The sequence below is a fragment of the Arthrobacter sp. zg.Y820 genome, from assembly GCF_030125555.1.
In the GTDB taxonomy this organism is placed as follows: Bacteria; Actinomycetota; Actinomycetes; order Actinomycetales; family Micrococcaceae; genus Arthrobacter_B.
The window spans coordinates 215,472-229,838 of sequence record NZ_JASKLX010000010.1; the positions used below are offsets into that span (position 1 = coordinate 215,472).

Annotated in this window: 13 protein-coding genes; 4 read left to right on the plus strand and 9 right to left on the minus strand. The window is 65.9% G+C overall.

The window, feature by feature from the left end; translation table 11 throughout:
• The first annotated feature begins 278 nt into the window (after positions 1-278).
• Entirely contained in the window at positions 279-1,148 is an 870-nt protein-coding gene (locus QNN99_RS13060; protein WP_229966890.1) for a pentapeptide repeat-containing protein, read from the plus strand.
• A gap of 52 nt (positions 1,149-1,200) precedes the next feature.
• On the opposite strand, the gene QNN99_RS13065 is transcribed toward QNN99_RS13060, so the two are convergent.
• From QNN99_RS13065 to QNN99_RS13075, 3 genes are all read right to left on the minus strand, one after another.
• On the minus strand, positions 1,201-1,617 hold the full coding sequence (locus QNN99_RS13065; RefSeq protein WP_229966891.1) for a VOC family protein: 417 nt from the start codon (positions 1,615-1,617) through the stop codon (positions 1,201-1,203).
• 332 nt (positions 1,618-1,949) lie between these two features.
• Entirely contained in the window at positions 1,950-2,990 is a 1,041-nt protein-coding gene (locus QNN99_RS13070; protein ID WP_229966892.1) for a hemolysin family protein, read from the minus strand.
• On the minus strand, positions 2,987-4,336 hold the full coding sequence (locus tag QNN99_RS13075; RefSeq protein WP_229966893.1) for a hemolysin family protein: 1,350 nt from the start codon (positions 4,334-4,336) through the stop codon (positions 2,987-2,989). The genes QNN99_RS13070 and QNN99_RS13075 overlap by 4 nt, the downstream gene beginning before the upstream one ends.
• Before the next feature lie 292 nt (positions 4,337-4,628).
• On the opposite strand from QNN99_RS13075, the gene QNN99_RS13080 reads away from it, so the two are divergent.
• The 3 genes from QNN99_RS13080 to QNN99_RS13090 all read left to right on the plus strand — a co-directional run bounded on the left by QNN99_RS13080 (position 4,629) and on the right by QNN99_RS13090 (position 8,608).
• Positions 4,629-5,876 carry a thiolase family protein gene (locus QNN99_RS13080; protein WP_229966894.1) on the plus strand — a complete coding sequence of 416 codons (1,248 nt, stop codon included), beginning with the start codon at positions 4,629-4,631 and terminating at the stop codon, positions 5,874-5,876.
• A complete protein-coding gene (locus tag QNN99_RS13085; RefSeq protein ID WP_229966895.1) occupies positions 5,876-8,017 on the plus strand; it encodes a 3-hydroxyacyl-CoA dehydrogenase NAD-binding domain-containing protein in 2,142 nt (713 codons plus the stop codon). Before QNN99_RS13080 ends, QNN99_RS13085 begins: the two co-directional genes overlap by 1 nt.
• A 300-nt stretch (positions 8,018-8,317) precedes the next feature.
• Positions 8,318-8,608, plus strand: a complete 291-nt coding sequence (locus QNN99_RS13090; RefSeq protein WP_229966896.1) for a DUF4287 domain-containing protein — start codon at positions 8,318-8,320, stop codon at positions 8,606-8,608.
• A 201-nt stretch (positions 8,609-8,809) separates the two neighbouring features.
• Here QNN99_RS13090 and QNN99_RS13095 read toward each other — a convergent pair whose 3' ends face one another.
• The 6 genes from QNN99_RS13095 to QNN99_RS13120 form a co-directional block, all read right to left on the minus strand.
• Positions 8,810-9,454 carry an NUDIX hydrolase gene (locus tag QNN99_RS13095; protein ID WP_229966897.1) on the minus strand — a complete coding sequence of 215 codons (645 nt, stop codon included), beginning with the start codon at positions 9,452-9,454 and terminating at the stop codon, positions 8,810-8,812.
• Positions 9,451-10,989 (minus strand): nicotinate phosphoribosyltransferase, encoded by a 1,539-nt coding sequence (locus QNN99_RS13100; protein ID WP_229966898.1) that lies wholly within the window; start codon positions 10,987-10,989, stop codon positions 9,451-9,453. The genes QNN99_RS13095 and QNN99_RS13100 overlap by 4 nt, the downstream gene beginning before the upstream one ends.
• Before the next feature lie 10 nt (positions 10,990-10,999).
• Complete coding sequence (locus QNN99_RS13105; protein ID WP_229966899.1) at positions 11,000-11,815, minus strand: ribose-phosphate diphosphokinase; 816 nt, start codon at positions 11,813-11,815, stop codon at positions 11,000-11,002.
• A gap of 76 nt (positions 11,816-11,891) precedes the next feature.
• Positions 11,892-12,578 (minus strand): DNA alkylation repair protein, encoded by a 687-nt coding sequence (locus tag QNN99_RS13110; RefSeq protein ID WP_229966900.1) that lies wholly within the window; start codon positions 12,576-12,578, stop codon positions 11,892-11,894.
• 355 nt (positions 12,579-12,933) lie between these two features.
• On the minus strand, positions 12,934-13,911 hold the full coding sequence (locus QNN99_RS13115) for an aldo/keto reductase (protein ID WP_229966901.1): 978 nt from the start codon (positions 13,909-13,911) through the stop codon (positions 12,934-12,936).
• A 62-nt stretch (positions 13,912-13,973) separates the two neighbouring features.
• A complete protein-coding gene (locus QNN99_RS13120) occupies positions 13,974-14,297 on the minus strand; it encodes a hypothetical protein (protein WP_229966902.1) in 324 nt (107 codons plus the stop codon).
• Between the last annotated feature and the right edge of the window lie 70 nt (positions 14,298-14,367).

The window sequence follows — 14,367 nt, forward strand, 5'->3', positions numbered from 1 at the left end:
CGCGGTTCTGGCAGGCGGTGGGGGAACCTCTCCAGTCTAGGGACCGGCGCCGCGGGACCGAAAACGGTTCTCCTGCCGCAAAGGTCTCCCGCGCGCGGCACCGGTCGGCTAGCCTGTCGGCAGTGATCATTCATTTTTCTCTGTGACTCAGCGCTTTAACGGCGATTCCGGCACGCTCCTCGGTGGAGCGCTGATTTTGTGCGCCTGCGAGGGGAACTCCGGTTGGGGTTCCCCGCCCCCGCTCCCGCCCGAAAGAAAACTCACACCTGGAAGATCACATGCACTCGACGTCAGCCCGTTTCCCCGAACCTGCCTCGCCTGCCCGCACCCGGTCATCGCTGCGCCCCGACTGCGCCAACTGTTTTGCGCTGTGCTGCACGGCCTTCGGTTTCACCCGGTCAGCGGATTTTGCCCTCGACAAACCCGCAGGCGCACCGTGCCGCAACCTGGCTTCCGACTTCACCTGCACGATCCACGACAGCCTGCTGCCCCGGGGGTTTCGCGGCTGCACGGTTTTCGACTGTTTTGGCGCCGGCCAGAACGTCTCGCACGGACTGTTCAGCGGAAAGAGCTGGCTCGAGAATCCCGGCACCAAGGATGACATGTTCGCCGCGTTCAAGGCCTCGCGGCAGCTGCACGAAATGCTCTGGTATCTGGTCGAAGCCCAGGCCCGGACCTTCGATCCCGACGCGTCACTGCGAGCGGCACGCCTGCGTGCCACGATCGAACACACAGCCGGCCGGCTTCCGGAGCTGCTCTCCCGGGACATACAGGAGCTGCACTCCCGGGTCGGGACACTGCTGATGGAGGTCAGCGAGGAAGTGCGGGCCTCCTACTGCGCTGCCGGTGATGACCATCTGGCGTCCGAGCTGGCACCGGGAGCAGACCTGATGGGCAGCAATTTCAGATCCCGGCGGTTGTGCGGGGCGGACCTCCGCGGCGCCTGGCTCATAGCCGCCGATCTGCGCGGCAGTGACTTATCCGGTGTGGACCTGCTCGGCGCCGATCTCCGGGATGCCCGGCTTGACGGCGCTGACCTGTCCCAAGCCCTGTACGTGACCCAGCCCCAGCTCAATTCCGCGAAAGGCAGCGCCTCAACGCTGCTGCCCCCGGACCTGACGATGCCGCCGTCCTGGCGCAACGGGTAGCGCGGTACGCCGCGGTCCTCGCCGGAAAGTGGATGGTCAGCCCGGCGGGTGGTCAGCCGGCGGGCGAAAGGAACTCGAGCCGGTTGCCGTTGTTGTCCCGCAGGTAGAACCGGCGCATGCCGGGGAAGGCATCGTCCCATTCGGGTTCCAGCCCCTGTTCTTCGACGTGCCGGGCCAGGGCATCCAGATCACCGACCAGGATCCCCGGATGGGACTTTTTCGCCGGCCGGAAATCCTCTTCGACGCCGAGGTGAATCTCAAGGCTGTCCGCCCGCACCCAGAGGCCGCCGCGCGCCGCAAGCACCGGCGGCTTCTGCACCTCGGTGAAGCCGAGGAGACCCACGTAGAAGCGCCGGCAGTCGTCCTCCGTACCGGCCGGCATGGACAGCTGGACGTGGTGCAGGCCCAATCCAAAGGGCGTGGGTGCCTTGGTGTCGTAGTCGGCCGCCTGATGCATCTGGTTTTCCATGGTTCCTCCCCCGGCCACAGATTTCCTGCGGCTTCCCGACTGCGTGCCTTCAACCTACCTGCCGGGCAGCCGCCAACCGCGCCTACACGCGCACAGGTTCCCATCCTGTGTGGCGGATGTGGCCTGCCGTGACCCCACTAGCCACAGACGTGAACAAAGAGTGGGAACCGGTGCGGCGCGGGACGCCCGAACCGGAGACTCGGGGTCCCGAACCGCCGACACCCGGCCCCAAACCAGCCGACACGCGTTAACGGCCGACGCCGGCCCGCCCAGTGGGCGGCCGGCGTCGGCAGTGAAGGACACGGAGCAGCTGAAACCGCCCGCCGAAACGACTACACGGTGGTGGCGTCCTGCACTTCGCCGACGAGTTCCTCGATGATGTCCTCCAGGAACAGCACCCCGGTGGTGTTGCCGGCGGCGTCGAACACTCGTGCCACATGGGCGCCGGTGCGGCGCATGGTGGCCAGGGCGTCCTCGAGCTCACTGCCGCGGAAGGCCGAGGCCAGGCGGCGGATGCGCTTGGCCGGAACGGGAGCGCCGAACTTCTCCGGCGCGGTCAGGTCCATGACGTCCTTGAGGTGCAGGTAGCCGCTGGGCACGGCGTCGTCGTCAGTGAGGATGTAGCGGGAGTAGCCGTGGCGGCCCACCGCTTCCTGGATGTCCGCAGGCGTGGCCGATTCCGGCAGCAGCACCATCCGCTCGATCGGCACCTCGACATCGGCCACGGTCTTGGACGTGAACTCGAACGCCGCACTCAGGGTTCCGCTGGCATCGGCCAGCACGCCCTCGCGGGTGGACTGCTCCACGATGTTGGCGACCTCATCCATTGTGTAGGCACTGGTGGCTTCGTCCTTGGGCTCCACCTTGAACAGGCGCAGCACGGCATTGGCAATGCCGTTCAGCGACCAGATCACCGGCTTGAAGATCCGGGCCACCATCACCAGCGGAGGAGCCAGCAGCAGGGCGGCACGGGTGGGAACGGAGAAGGAGATGTTCTTGGGCACCATCTCGCCGATCACCACGTGCAGGAAGGTCACCAGCAGCAGCGCAACAACAAAGGCGACGACGCCGATGGCCTCGGCGGAGAGCGACGTCAGGCCCAGCGGAATTTCCAGCAGATGGTGGATCGCCGGCTCGGAGACGTTCAGGATGACCAGTGAGCAGACGGTGATGCCCAGCTGGCTGGTGGCCAGCATCAGCGTGGCGTGCTCCATGGCCCAGAGGGTGGTCTTGGCGGCCTTGGAACCGGCTTCGGCCTTGGGTTCAATCTGGGAGCGGCGGGCCGAAATCACTGCAAACTCGGCACCCACGAAGAAGGCGTTGACGACCAGCAGGACGACGAGCCAGACGATTCCGGGAAGATATTCACTCATGCCAGGTCCTTCGTGAGCTCGTCAATAATTCGATCGTGGTCGCTCTGCGGCGCATCCACCGCGGGGGTGTAGCGCAGCCGTTCGACATGCGTGCCGACGACGCGTTCCACGCGCAGGACACCGTTATTGACGGGCACTTCATCGCCCAGTTCCGGAATGCGGTCCAGCAGGTCGGTGACGAATCCGGCCAGGGTGTCGTACTCTTCGCCGTCGGGAACCACAACGCCGGTGCGTTCGCGCAGTTCGTCGGGGCGCAGCGAGGCGTCAAAGGTGAGCGAACGGCCGCTGCGGACCACACCCACCCGGGCGCGGTCGTGCTCGTCTTCCAATTCGCCGACGATTTCCTCCACCAGGTCCTCCAGGGTCACGATGCCGGCGGTGCCGCCGTGCTCGTCGGAGACGACGGCCACCTGCAGGCCCTGCTGGCGCAGCAGGCCCAGGAGAGAGTCAACGCCCATGGATTCGGGGACGCGGAGGGCTTCGACCATGAGTTCTGCAGCGGTCACGTTGCCGCGTTCGGCGAGGGCAACGGCGAAGGCCTGCTTGACGTGGAGCACGCCCAGCACGTCATCGGAGTCCCGGCCGATTACCGGGAAACGGGAGTATCCGGTGTTCACGGCCAGTTCGATGACCTGCTCGGCAGTGTCAGCGGCCGCAACGGAGCGCATCCGGACGCGAGGCGTCATGACGTCGTCGGCGGTGTGGTCGGAGAAGCGCAGGGTGCGGCTGAGCAGCTGCGCGTGGTCAAGGTCCAGCACGCCTTCCAGCGCGGAGCGGCGGACCAGCGAACTGAGTTCCTCGGCGCTGCGCGCGCCGGAAAGCTCCTCCTTCGGCTCGATGCCGAAGGAACGGATGATCGCATTTGCCGTGTTGTTGAACAGCAGGATGACGGGCTTGAACACCGTCGTGAACAGGGTCTGGAACGGAATGACCAGCTTGGCGGTCGCCAGCGGCAGGGCCAGGGCGAAGTTCTTCGGCACCAGTTCACCGATGATCATCGAGAACACGGTGGCCAGGAAAATACCGATGACGGCGCCGGCGCCGCCGACGAAGGCCTCGGGAACACCGAGGGCGAGCATGGGTTGGCGCAGCAGTGAGCTGATCGCCGGTTCAAAGGTGTAACCCGTCAGCAGCGTGGTGAGCGTAATGCCCAGCTGGGCGCTGGAGAGGTGCGTCGAGGTGATCTTGAGGGCGTTGATGGTGGGGCCGAGGCGCTTCTCGCCGGCGGCCTGGCGGGCTTCGAGGTCATTGCGGTCCAGATTGACCAGCGAAAACTCGGAAGCAACAAAAAGCCCGGTGCCGACCGTGAGCAAAAGGCCAACAGCGAGCATGATCAATTCATACATTCGGGCGCCCCTCTCTGGTTGTGGCCGGGAGTCCGGTCAGAGCGTGGAGGGGCAAGGGTTTATGTGAAGGGGGGTCATCCATAGTTAGACGATAATACGTGAAAAGATTCCTAAATCGCTGGAAGCGTTTGCTTTCGCTCTCAGATGAGCACTCCGTCTGCGCCGCGCTCCGCAGCGCGGGGCCGGTTCGGTAGGGTCAACGAAAGATGCGACGCTTGCAGGCTATGTTACCGACGAGTAACATCTGGTCCGGACAGTGTTCCGTTTCATATCTCAAAGAGGAGTTGTACGCGTGAGCCCACAAAGCCGAGCACGGCAGATCAGGGACGTTGTTTTCGTTGACGGAGTCCGCACTCCCTTCGGCAAGGCCGGCGAGAAGGGCATGTATGCCGGCATGCGCGCCGACGACCTGGTGGTCAAGTGCATCCGCGAACTGATGCGGCGCAACCCCTCCCTCCCCCCGGAACGCATTGACGAAGTGGCCATTGCCGCCACCACCCAGACCGGTGACCAGGGCCTGACCATCGGCCGCACCGCCGCCCTGCTGGCCGGACTGCCGCAGTCAGTGCCCGGCTTCGCGATTGACCGCATGTGTGCCGGAGCCCTGACGGCCGTCACCACCACCGCCTCGGGCATCGGCTTCGGCGCGTACGACGTCGTCATCGCCGGCGGCGTGGAGCACATGGGCAACCACCCGATGGGCAAGGACGCCGATCCGAACCCGCGCTTCGTCACCGAACGCATTGTGGACCCGGCCGCGCTGAATATGGGCAACACCGCCGAGAACCTGCACGACCGCTTCCCGGACATCACCAAGGAGCGCACCGACGCGTACGCCGCGGCCAGCCAGGAGAAGCTCGCCAAGGCTTACGCCAACAATCTGATCCAGCCGGATCTGGTCCCGGTTGCCTCCAAAAAGCCCGGCAAGGGCTGGACCCTGAATTCCGTGGATGAAGGACCCCGTCCCGGCACCTCGGTGGAGGACCTCGCCGAGCTGCGCACCCCGTTCCGCGCCCACGGCCGCGTCACCGCCGGCAACGCCTCGGGCCTGAACGACGGCGCCACCACCGCGCTGCTCGCATCCGCCGACGCCGCCGCGGAACTCGGCCTGCCGGTGAAGATGCGTCTGGTCGGCTACGCCTTCGCCGGTGTCGAACCGGAGGTCATGGGCTACGGCCCGGTTCCGGCCACCGAGAAGGCCCTGAAGCAGACCGGCCTGTCCATCGAGGACATCGGGCTGTTTGAAATCAACGAGGCCTTCGCCGTCCAGGTGCTCTCCTTCCTGGACTTCTACGGCATCGCCGACGACGACCCCCGGGTCAACCGCTACGGCGGCGCGATCGCCGTCGGGCACCCGCTGGCCTCCTCGGGCGTGCGCCTGATGAACCAGCTTGCCCGCCAGTTCGAAGAAGACCCGACGGTGCGCTACGGCATGACCACCATGTGCATTGGCCTGGGCATGGGCGGCACCATCATCTGGGAAAACCCGAACCACCCCGACTACACCACCGACACCGAGTCCACGGAGGCCACAAAGTAATGACTGCAAGCGATTACCAGCGGCTGGCCAGCCTGTTTCCCACCGAGGTCGTCACGCACTCCTACGTCTCGGACATCACGCTGCCCGGCGGCGCCGGCACCTTTGCGCTGATCACCCTGGACAACGACGTCGACCACTCCCGCCCGACCACGCTGGGTCCGAACACACTGCTGGAGCTGGGCGAAGTGCTTGACGCCCTGGCGGCGCGGGCCGCGGCCGGGGAGATTGTCGGCGTCGGCGTCACCGGCAAGCCGCACTATCTGGTGGCCGGCGCCGACCTGTCCGCCACCCAGAAGCTGGCCTCCTATGAGGACGGGCTGGCCATGGCCCGCCTGGGCCACGAGGTGTACGGCAAGCTGAACACCCTGGGCGTGCCCAGTTTCGCGTTCATCAACGGCGTGGCGCTGGGCGGCGGACTGGAAATTGCCCTGCAGTCCCAGTACCGCACCGTCTCGACCGGCGCCGGCGCACTGGCGCTGCCGGAGGCCTTCATCGGCCTGGTTCCGGGCTGGGGCGGCGTCTACCTGCTGCCGCGCCTGATCGGCCCCGAAAACGCGGTGAAGGTCATGATCGAGAACCCGCTGAGCAACAACCGGACACTTTCGGGTCCGGCTGCCTTCAAGCTGGGCATTGCCGACGCAATGTTCGAACCGGCCGACTTTGTGGAGCAGTCCCTGGCCTGGGCCGCCCGCGTGATCACCGGCGAGGAAACCGTTACCCGGCCCAATGCCGCCGATCCCGCGGTTAGCCCCGAAGCCTGGGACGCCTCCGTCGCCCGCGGCCGTGCCGTGGTGGAGGCCCGCACGTCCAACGCCGCCCCCGCGCCCGCGAAGGTGCTGGACCTGCTGGAGGCCGGCAAGAACTGGACCGCCGAGCAGTCCCGTGACGCCGAGTGCGAGGCGCTGGCCGAACTGATGCAGACCCCGCAGTTCCACGCCACCGTGTACGCGTTCCTCGACCTGGTGCAGAAGCGCGGCAAGCGTCCGGCCGGCGCACCGGACCGGAAACTGGCACGGCCCGTCTCCAAGGTGGGCGTGGTGGGCGCCGGCCTGATGGCCAGCCAGCTCGCCCTGCTCTTCGCCCGCCAGCTCAAGGTGCCCGTGGTGATGACGGACATCGACCAGGCCCGCGTGGACAAGGGCGTGGGCTACGTGCACGCCGAGGTGGACAAGCTGCTGGCCAAGGGACGCATCTCCCCCGACGCCGCCAACCGCACCAAGGCGCTGGTCTCGGGATCGGTGTCCAAGGAGGCGTTCTCCGACGCTGACTTCGTCATTGAGGCAGTCTTCGAGGAACTCTCCGTCAAGAAGCAGGTCTTCGCCGAGGTGGAGGCAGTGGTTTCCCCCGAGTGCATCCTGGCGACCAACACGTCCTCACTGTCAGTGACCGAGATGGCCGCTGACCTGCAGCACCCCGAGCGGGTGGTGGGCTTCCACTTCTTCAACCCGGTGGCCGTGATGCCGCTGCTGGAGATCGTGCGTGCACCCAAGACCGACGACGCCGTGCTGGCCACCGCGTTTGTGCTGGCCAAGGCGCTGAAGAAGACCGCTGTTCTGGTCAAGGACGACGCCGCGTTTGTGGTCAACCGGATCCTGGGCCGCATGTTCGGTGAAATCACCGCCGTGTTCGACGAGGGCACCGACGCCGCCACCGCCGACAACGCGCTGCGCCCCATGGGCCTGCCGATGTCGCCGTTCACGCTGCTGGCGCTGGTGGGCCTGCCGGTGGGCCAGCATGTGCAGGAATCCCTGCATGCTGCCTTCGGCGACAGGTTCTGGCTCTCGGAGAACTCGCAGAAGATCATCGACGCCGGCATCAAGTCGCTGTGGCAGAAGGACGAGAGCGGAAAGCCGTACGTTCCGGAGGAAACCCTGGCGCTGCTGTCGTTCGGGAACACGCCGTCGACCTCGGAGCAGGTCCTGCGGCGCACGCAGGATGCCCTCGCCGACGAAATTGGCCGGATGCTGGACGAAGGCGTTGTGGCCGGGCCCGAGGACATCGACCTCTGCGTCATCCTCGGTGCCGGCTGGCCGATGCACCTGGGCGGGATCACGCCGTACCTGGACCGCGTCGGCGCGTCCGAGCGGGTGAACGGCAAGAAGTTCCACGCCGAGAAGGAGCCGGTGCCGGCTGCTTCGTAGGCTGTTGGAAGGAGGGCTCCCGCCGGTTTCGGTGGGAGCCCTCCTTTTGTCCGCGCCGGGCGGACCGGAACGGCGGCAACGAAAATCCCTCGCTCGCAGAGCTCGCGGGGATTATTAAAGCCGCCTAACCCGGTCCGTCCGGCGCTTTTGCGTGTCCGTCCCCGCATGCGCCGGTTGGCTCATCCCCGGGCCTTGCCACACCCCAGACAAGCCTTGACCCCCTCGGTATGCCTCACTAGCGTCAGGCTGAAACCCTCCGGAACGTTTCCTGCCAGGAGAACCAGAAACGAAGGACACGCCATGTCATTCCAGGCCTACCTCGACGCCATTGAAGACAAAACCGGCCTTACGCCTCGTCAGCTTCTTCAGATCGCAAAAGACAAAGGTTTTGACGCCCCGGAAGTGAAAGCCGGCGAAATTCTCGAATGGCTCAAAACGGATTACGGTCTCGGCCGCGGTCACGGCATGGCTCTGGTGCACGTTATCCAAAAGGGTCCCGACATTGATGCGAAACACGTGGGGACGGCAGGCTCCCACCGGGATGAAGCCGATGTCCTGTGGCTTGACGGAAAAGACAACAAGCCCTCCTGACCGAAAGCCGCCTAACCCGGTCCGTCCGGCGCTTTCGCGTTAAGCCACCAGATGCGATCTGTCCGCTCGGACACGTCGCCAACGCGCGACCGCGCGCGCACAGGTTCCCACTCTTTGTTACCCGGTGGGGCTGGTGGGGCCTCAGGAGGGGTCATACGTCACAGAGACTGGGAACCGGTGTTGCAGTCCCGGTGAGGACCTTTACGACCAGCCCCACTCGGCTGCCGGCCGGCCGCGGCCGGACGGGGCAGCAGCCGGCGTCGTCTTGATGAACCAGGAGCTCTTGGCCAGGTCCCGGCCAAGGTTGTTGGTCACCGGTTCGGGCCGCTTGGCCGCAGCTGCGAGCTCGCGGACCAGACGCGCTGCCGACGCAGTGGTGAAGCGGTCCCCCAGCAGTGCCCTGGTCAAAGCCCTGTCGATCCACAGGGCATCCAGGACTGCCCCGGCGGTCCGGGCGATGATGGCGACGTGGTCGAACGGCAGATCCTTGACCTCGGCTGCACGCACCGGGACCGCTCCCCCGCCGGTTGCCGGTGCTTCCGGATCCAGGATGACGGCGTGCACGATGGAGAGGGTGGGCCCGCGGGGGTCGCGGTCGGGGTTGTCGAAGACTCCTGCGCCGGTGATGCTCCGGATCGATTCCTGGCCGATGCCGGCCTTGGTTTCCAGCGCGCGGACGGCGGCCTCGGCCAGTCGTTCGTTCGGGGAGAGCAGCACACCGGGCAAAGCCGCCTTGCCCAGGAACGGTTCAAAGATGCGTTTGGCAAGGACCACCTCCAGGACACCGTTCCGGAACACGAAGGGAACGGTGTCGATGGAAACGAGCGGTTGCTGCGGAAGGGTCATGAGGCGATGTTACCGAGCACGCGGCGGACGTCGGCGAAGGACTGCCGGCGGATGAAGGCACCGTCGGCCCACACCGGCCGCAGCAGTGAGGCTTCCTCCTGCTCGGGAGTGGCCTTTTCGATGAGCATCAGCTCGCCGGCCTCGTTCCGCGTCACTGCCAGCCGTCCGGTGGCTGAACGCTTGGACCCCTTGGCGGTGATCGGGTCCTTGAAGACGTTGCGGGCTTCGCCGTCGACCTCGATGTAGGTGACCTTGATGGCGGACGAGAAGGTGTCGCGGGTGACGTACTGGTAGGTGTAGGAGCCGGCACCCAGGACGATGTTCTCGGAGGCGTAGCCCATCTTCTCCAGGCGGGAGGTGATGTCCGCTGCGCGCTCGGTGGTGATGGAGTCCCCGTACATGACGCGGACCTTGTTCAGGATCTTGTAGCCGGCATCGTTGAGCGTGGAGCCGAACTCGGCGTCCAGCAGGGCCACCACGCCGAAGAACGCGGGATCCTCCGTCATGGAGGGTGCCTGGGAGGGATCGACGGCGCCGGGCCGGGACGAGGTGCCGCACACAATGTCGGCGGGATCCCCGGAATCCGGGCGGATGATGACATTGCCGTCCCGGCCCATGATCTCGGCTTTCAGCGCCGGCAGGATCTTCTGCAGCACATTCCACAGATCGTAGCCGTCCGAGACCAGCGAAACGTTGCCGGTCGGGTTGACCTTGAGGACGTGGCGGAACGTGCCCTCTTCGCCGTCGCGCCCGCCGGCACACATCACGGCGTGCTCGGTGGCGGGGATGGAGCCGAGGACCTGGCCGTTCTCCGTGCCGAAGGCGGAGTTGTAGTAGCGGCGGACGAAGTCCATGGCGCCCAGGGAATCCGAGCCCTTGAAGGAGAGCAGGTGGCCTGCACCGGAGGTGGCGGCGGCGTCGACGCCGGACATCCCGCGGAAGGAGAAGTCGTGCAGCTGCCAGTCCACGAATCCGCGGTCGGTACCGGTCGTTTCAGCGGCGGCATCCAGGATGCCGCGGTACTTGTCGGCGATGGTTGCCGCGGTGGAGGGCTGCCAGATGGAGGCGCTCAGGGCGGTCTCGATGTAGTTCACGAGCCAAAAGAACTCCGGCTCCGTCGACTCGACGGTCACGGACGGAACCAGCAGGGGCACCCGGGTGCCTTCGGGCACGGAGCGGAAGATCAGGGGCAGGTAGCCGCGGCGGTGCAGCGACCGGATGTGGTCGGTGCCGATGGTGTTCGGGCCCAGGATGTCGTTGAGGCCGGCCTGGTATTCGGCGCAGGCTTCGTCTTCGTCGGCGGCGAAGAACGGGGTGAAGGCTTCGATGCAGAACTTTTGAAGGAACGCCTGGAGGCCGAAGTGCACCACGTGGTCCACGCCGTCGAGACGGGATCCCCGGCTGGTGAAGTTGCTCAGGACTTTGGTGGTGCCTTCGGGGTACATGTGGATGTGGCCCAGCTTGTACGCATCCGTCTGAAAGAGGGCGGCGGTGACACTGGCGGTGGTGGTCGCGGAAGCGATGGCGGTGGTCATGGCGGGGTCCTTAGATGAGGTGGGAAATCAGGGGCGTGATGGTGGCGCCGACGGCAGGATTGGCTGCGCCGGGGTGGGAGTCGGTGGTGTAAACGGTGCCGTAGGCCTGCGTGAGCTGGGCGGCGTTGCCCGAGAAGACTCCGTGGCTGACCCACAGGTCCAGGCGGTCCGGGCCGAGGCCGGTGGCTGCGGCCAGGCCCATGAAGGTGCCGCCGCCGTCGCAGATGTCATCCACGACCAGAAAGCGTCCCTCGGAAGGCAGCTCGTCGCAGGTGAACCCGGAGAGTTTGCCGGTGGCGAAGTCGCGGTGCTTGGCGGCATGGAAGAGGGGCAGGCCCAGCGCCTCGGCGGTGATGGCGGTGCGGGACTTGGCTCCCTCATCCGGGCACATCACGCCTGCGTATCCGGACAGGGCCTTCTTGACCGCCCGGCCGATGACGGCTTCGGGGCTGACGATGCGCAGATTGTGAACCAGGGCCGGCATGACCGGTGAGTGCGGGTCGAAGCAGACAACTTCGTCAGCCTTCAAGGCGTTGATCAGGTTGGCGTAGACCTGTGCGCCGAACGGGTTGCCGCGGTCCTGGCGGGCACCGGGCAGATACGGAATGAGGGCGGAGACCTTGTGGCCGCCCTGGTGGGCGTAATCAATCCACATCGCTGCGCTCATGTACTCGTTGGCGTCGGCGCCGGTGAGGTAGAGGTACAGGGGCGTTTCCGCGGCTGCGGCATCCGCCTTGATGTGCGCCTCCCCCGCGGGGAAGGTCATGGCGACGGCGGACGAGCGGACGGTGAATCCCTGAGGGACCTGAGCGAATGTCGTAAGCATGAGATCAGGCTAACACAAATAAACATCATGTGAAGTTTATTTGGCGGGCCGGTGTGGTTCGGCTGCGGGCAGTCAGTCAGCTGGCCTGCTTTCGGCGCACGATCTCGGTGATCCAGATGGGGGCGAACGGCGAGGTGCAGCCCGGCGGCGTCGGGTAGTCCTTGAGCACTTCCAGCCGCTCACCAATGCTGATGGCCCGGGTTCGAAACTCCGGATGCTCGATTCCAATCTGGGCCAGGCAGGTGTTCATTGCCCATTGCAGGCGATCCGGAGCGTCCCGCATCTCTTCCTCAATGATGTCGAGCAAGCGACGCAGGTCCAGGTCCTCGGGATTCTTCGCCACGCGTTCGCTGGTGAGCGCCCACCCGGCGCTGGCAACCACCGGGTCCGGATCCGCGAACCAGGCCAGGCGCAGGTCTTCCGCATGCGGGCTCTTTTTCACCACGTAGTTCACCAGCCAGGCATGCACCTTGGGGATGCGCGCCTCGCGCAACATGGAGTCCAAGACGTCCCGCTCAAAAGCCTTCGGACGGCATATGAGCAACGACAGCAGCCGTGCCGCAGTGTCACCCGTTGCCCAGAGCTCGCGGGCAAGCTCCTGCTGCGTCTTCAACCGCTTCGCGACCGCGCGCAGCCTGCCCAGATTCACGCCGTGATCGTCGCCGTGCTTCTCATTGACGGCGCGTGCCTTGGGATCTTCCAACGCGGCCAGCTCGGCCATCACCTCAGCCAGCGTGGCACTCTTCATCGTCGTCTCGGCCATTTCGGGCTCCTGTCCATCCGCTGGCCCCAGCCTACTCAAAAAGCACTCTGCATCAGAGGCCCCCGCCGGTTCCGCGCGCTGGTTCCCACTCTTTGTTGCCTGGTGGGGCAGGTGTGACGCCATCAGGCAACATGCGCCCCGCAGACTGGGAACGGGTGCGGAATTCCCGACGTGAACGGTGTCGCCAGGGTTGCCGGAGGGTGCCGGAACCTAGCGCGGCACCCAGCCCGGGTCACGAACGGGCCGGAGGGTCCGGGTTAGGCGGCTTTAATAATCCTGCGAGCTCTGCGAGCAAGGATTTTCGTTGCCGCCGTTCCGGCCCCTCCGCCCCGCCCAGGAGACGGGTAAGCGAAACCTAGAACAAAGCAACCTTCGGAACCCGCGGGAAGATCCGGTCCAGTTCCTCGAGATCCTTCTCCGACGGCTCCCACGACGCAGCCTCGGCGTTCTGCTGCACCTGCTCCACGGTGGTGGCGCCGGCAATGACGGAGGAGACGGCAGGCTGGGCGGCAAGCCAGGAGAAGGCCACCTGCACTTCGGTCAGTCCGCGGTCCTTGGCGAAGGCACCGAATTCGGCCAGCTGATCGAAATCGGCCTTTTCCAGCAGGTTCTGCCGGGAGTGGGTCAGGCGGCTGCCTTCCGGGGCGGAACCGGAACTGTACTTTCCGGTCAGCAGGCCGTTGGCCAGCGGGAAGTACGGCAGCAGACCCAGACCGTAGGCCTCCGCGGCAGGAACCACTTCCAGTTCGGCGCGGCGGTCCAGCAGGTTGTAGTGGTTCTGGGCCGAAATGAACGGCGTGTAGCCGCCGAGCCGGGCAGTGAATTCGGCCTCGGCGATTTGCCAGCCCGCCCGGTTGGAGTGCCCGATGTACCGCACCTTGCCGCTGGTGACCAGATCGTCCAGCGCCGCCAGTGTCTCCTCTATCGGGGTCAGCGGGTCCGGGGTGTGGAACTGGTACAGGTCGATCCAGTCGGTGCCCAGCCGGCGCAGCGACGCCTCGGCGGCGCGAACGATATAGCGCCGCGAGCCGCGCGCATCAAAGTCGCGCCCGTTGACGCCCTTCATGTCCATGCCGAATTTGGTGGCCAGCACGACGTCGTCGCGCCGGGCACCCAGGGCCTTGCCCAGCCGTTGTTCGCTCAGCCCTGGAACGGCGCCGTAGGTGTCTGCCACGTCGAAGAGGGTGATGCCGGCATCGATCGCGGCATTGACGACGGCGTCGGTTCCGGCCTGCTCTTCAGTGCGTGTGCCGGGGCGTCCGAGGTTGTTGCAGCCCAGCCCCACTGCGGAAACGGTCAGGCCTGATGTGCCGAGTCTGTTGTATGAAGTCATGGTGCCTACGCTACCGAATCGGCGCTTCCGATGTGGCCGGCCCCACTCGCCCTCTCGGAAGATTACGGGGCGCTGCGGAAGGGAAACGGATTGCTGGTGGGCCCGGGCGCCTTGTCCGTCTCCAAAATGTACTGGATCGGGATGGGCCCTGTGGGCTGGACCCCCTCATACACGCGTTCCGAGTGCCGCCGCGCCTCCGGCACCCCGGCACCGCGGACAGCGCCATAAAAATGCTGAACGGAGGCAGGATCCCTGCCGGCGTTCTCGCACCAGATCATGTACATGCCGTACAGGTCAGCAGCCGGCACAGCCTCGGTGTCGTCGAGGCCGCGCAGGGTGCATTCAGCAAGGAACAAGCCGACGTGGTCAAGGTTGGACTCAGACATACTTACAGCCTAGGCAGGCTTGGCCCGCATCGGGGCGAAGAAGACTGCATTTGTTTCCAAACGAGGGCTC

What these genes read in the sequence shown, in the direction of transcription:
- QNN99_RS13115 (WP_229966901.1), bottom strand. Translation starts at nt 13,911, where the DNA reads ATGACTTCATACAACAGACTCGGCACATCAGGCCTGACCGTTTCCGCA.
- QNN99_RS13100 (WP_229966898.1), bottom strand. Translation starts at nt 10,989, where the DNA reads ATGACCACCGCCATCGCTTCCGCGACCACCACCGCCAGTGTCACCGCC.
- QNN99_RS13085 (WP_229966895.1), top strand. Translation starts at nt 5,876, where the DNA reads ATGACTGCAAGCGATTACCAGCGGCTGGCCAGCCTGTTTCCCACCGAG.
- QNN99_RS13065 (WP_229966891.1), bottom strand. Translation starts at nt 1,617, where the DNA reads ATGGAAAACCAGATGCATCAGGCGGCCGACTACGACACCAAGGCACCC.
- QNN99_RS13110 (WP_229966900.1), bottom strand. Translation starts at nt 12,578, where the DNA reads ATGGCCGAGACGACGATGAAGAGTGCCACGCTGGCTGAGGTGATGGCC.
- QNN99_RS13090 (WP_229966896.1), top strand. Translation starts at nt 8,318, where the DNA reads ATGTCATTCCAGGCCTACCTCGACGCCATTGAAGACAAAACCGGCCTT.
- QNN99_RS13070 (WP_229966892.1), bottom strand. Translation starts at nt 2,990, where the DNA reads ATGAGTGAATATCTTCCCGGAATCGTCTGGCTCGTCGTCCTGCTGGTC.
- QNN99_RS13075 (WP_229966893.1), bottom strand. Translation starts at nt 4,336, where the DNA reads ATGTATGAATTGATCATGCTCGCTGTTGGCCTTTTGCTCACGGTCGGC.
- QNN99_RS13095 (WP_229966897.1), bottom strand. Translation starts at nt 9,454, where the DNA reads ATGACCCTTCCGCAGCAACCGCTCGTTTCCATCGACACCGTTCCCTTC.
- QNN99_RS13120 (WP_229966902.1), bottom strand. Translation starts at nt 14,297, where the DNA reads ATGTCTGAGTCCAACCTTGACCACGTCGGCTTGTTCCTTGCTGAATGC.
- QNN99_RS13105 (WP_229966899.1), bottom strand. Translation starts at nt 11,815, where the DNA reads ATGCTTACGACATTCGCTCAGGTCCCTCAGGGATTCACCGTCCGCTCG.
- QNN99_RS13060 (WP_229966890.1), top strand. Translation starts at nt 279, where the DNA reads ATGCACTCGACGTCAGCCCGTTTCCCCGAACCTGCCTCGCCTGCCCGC.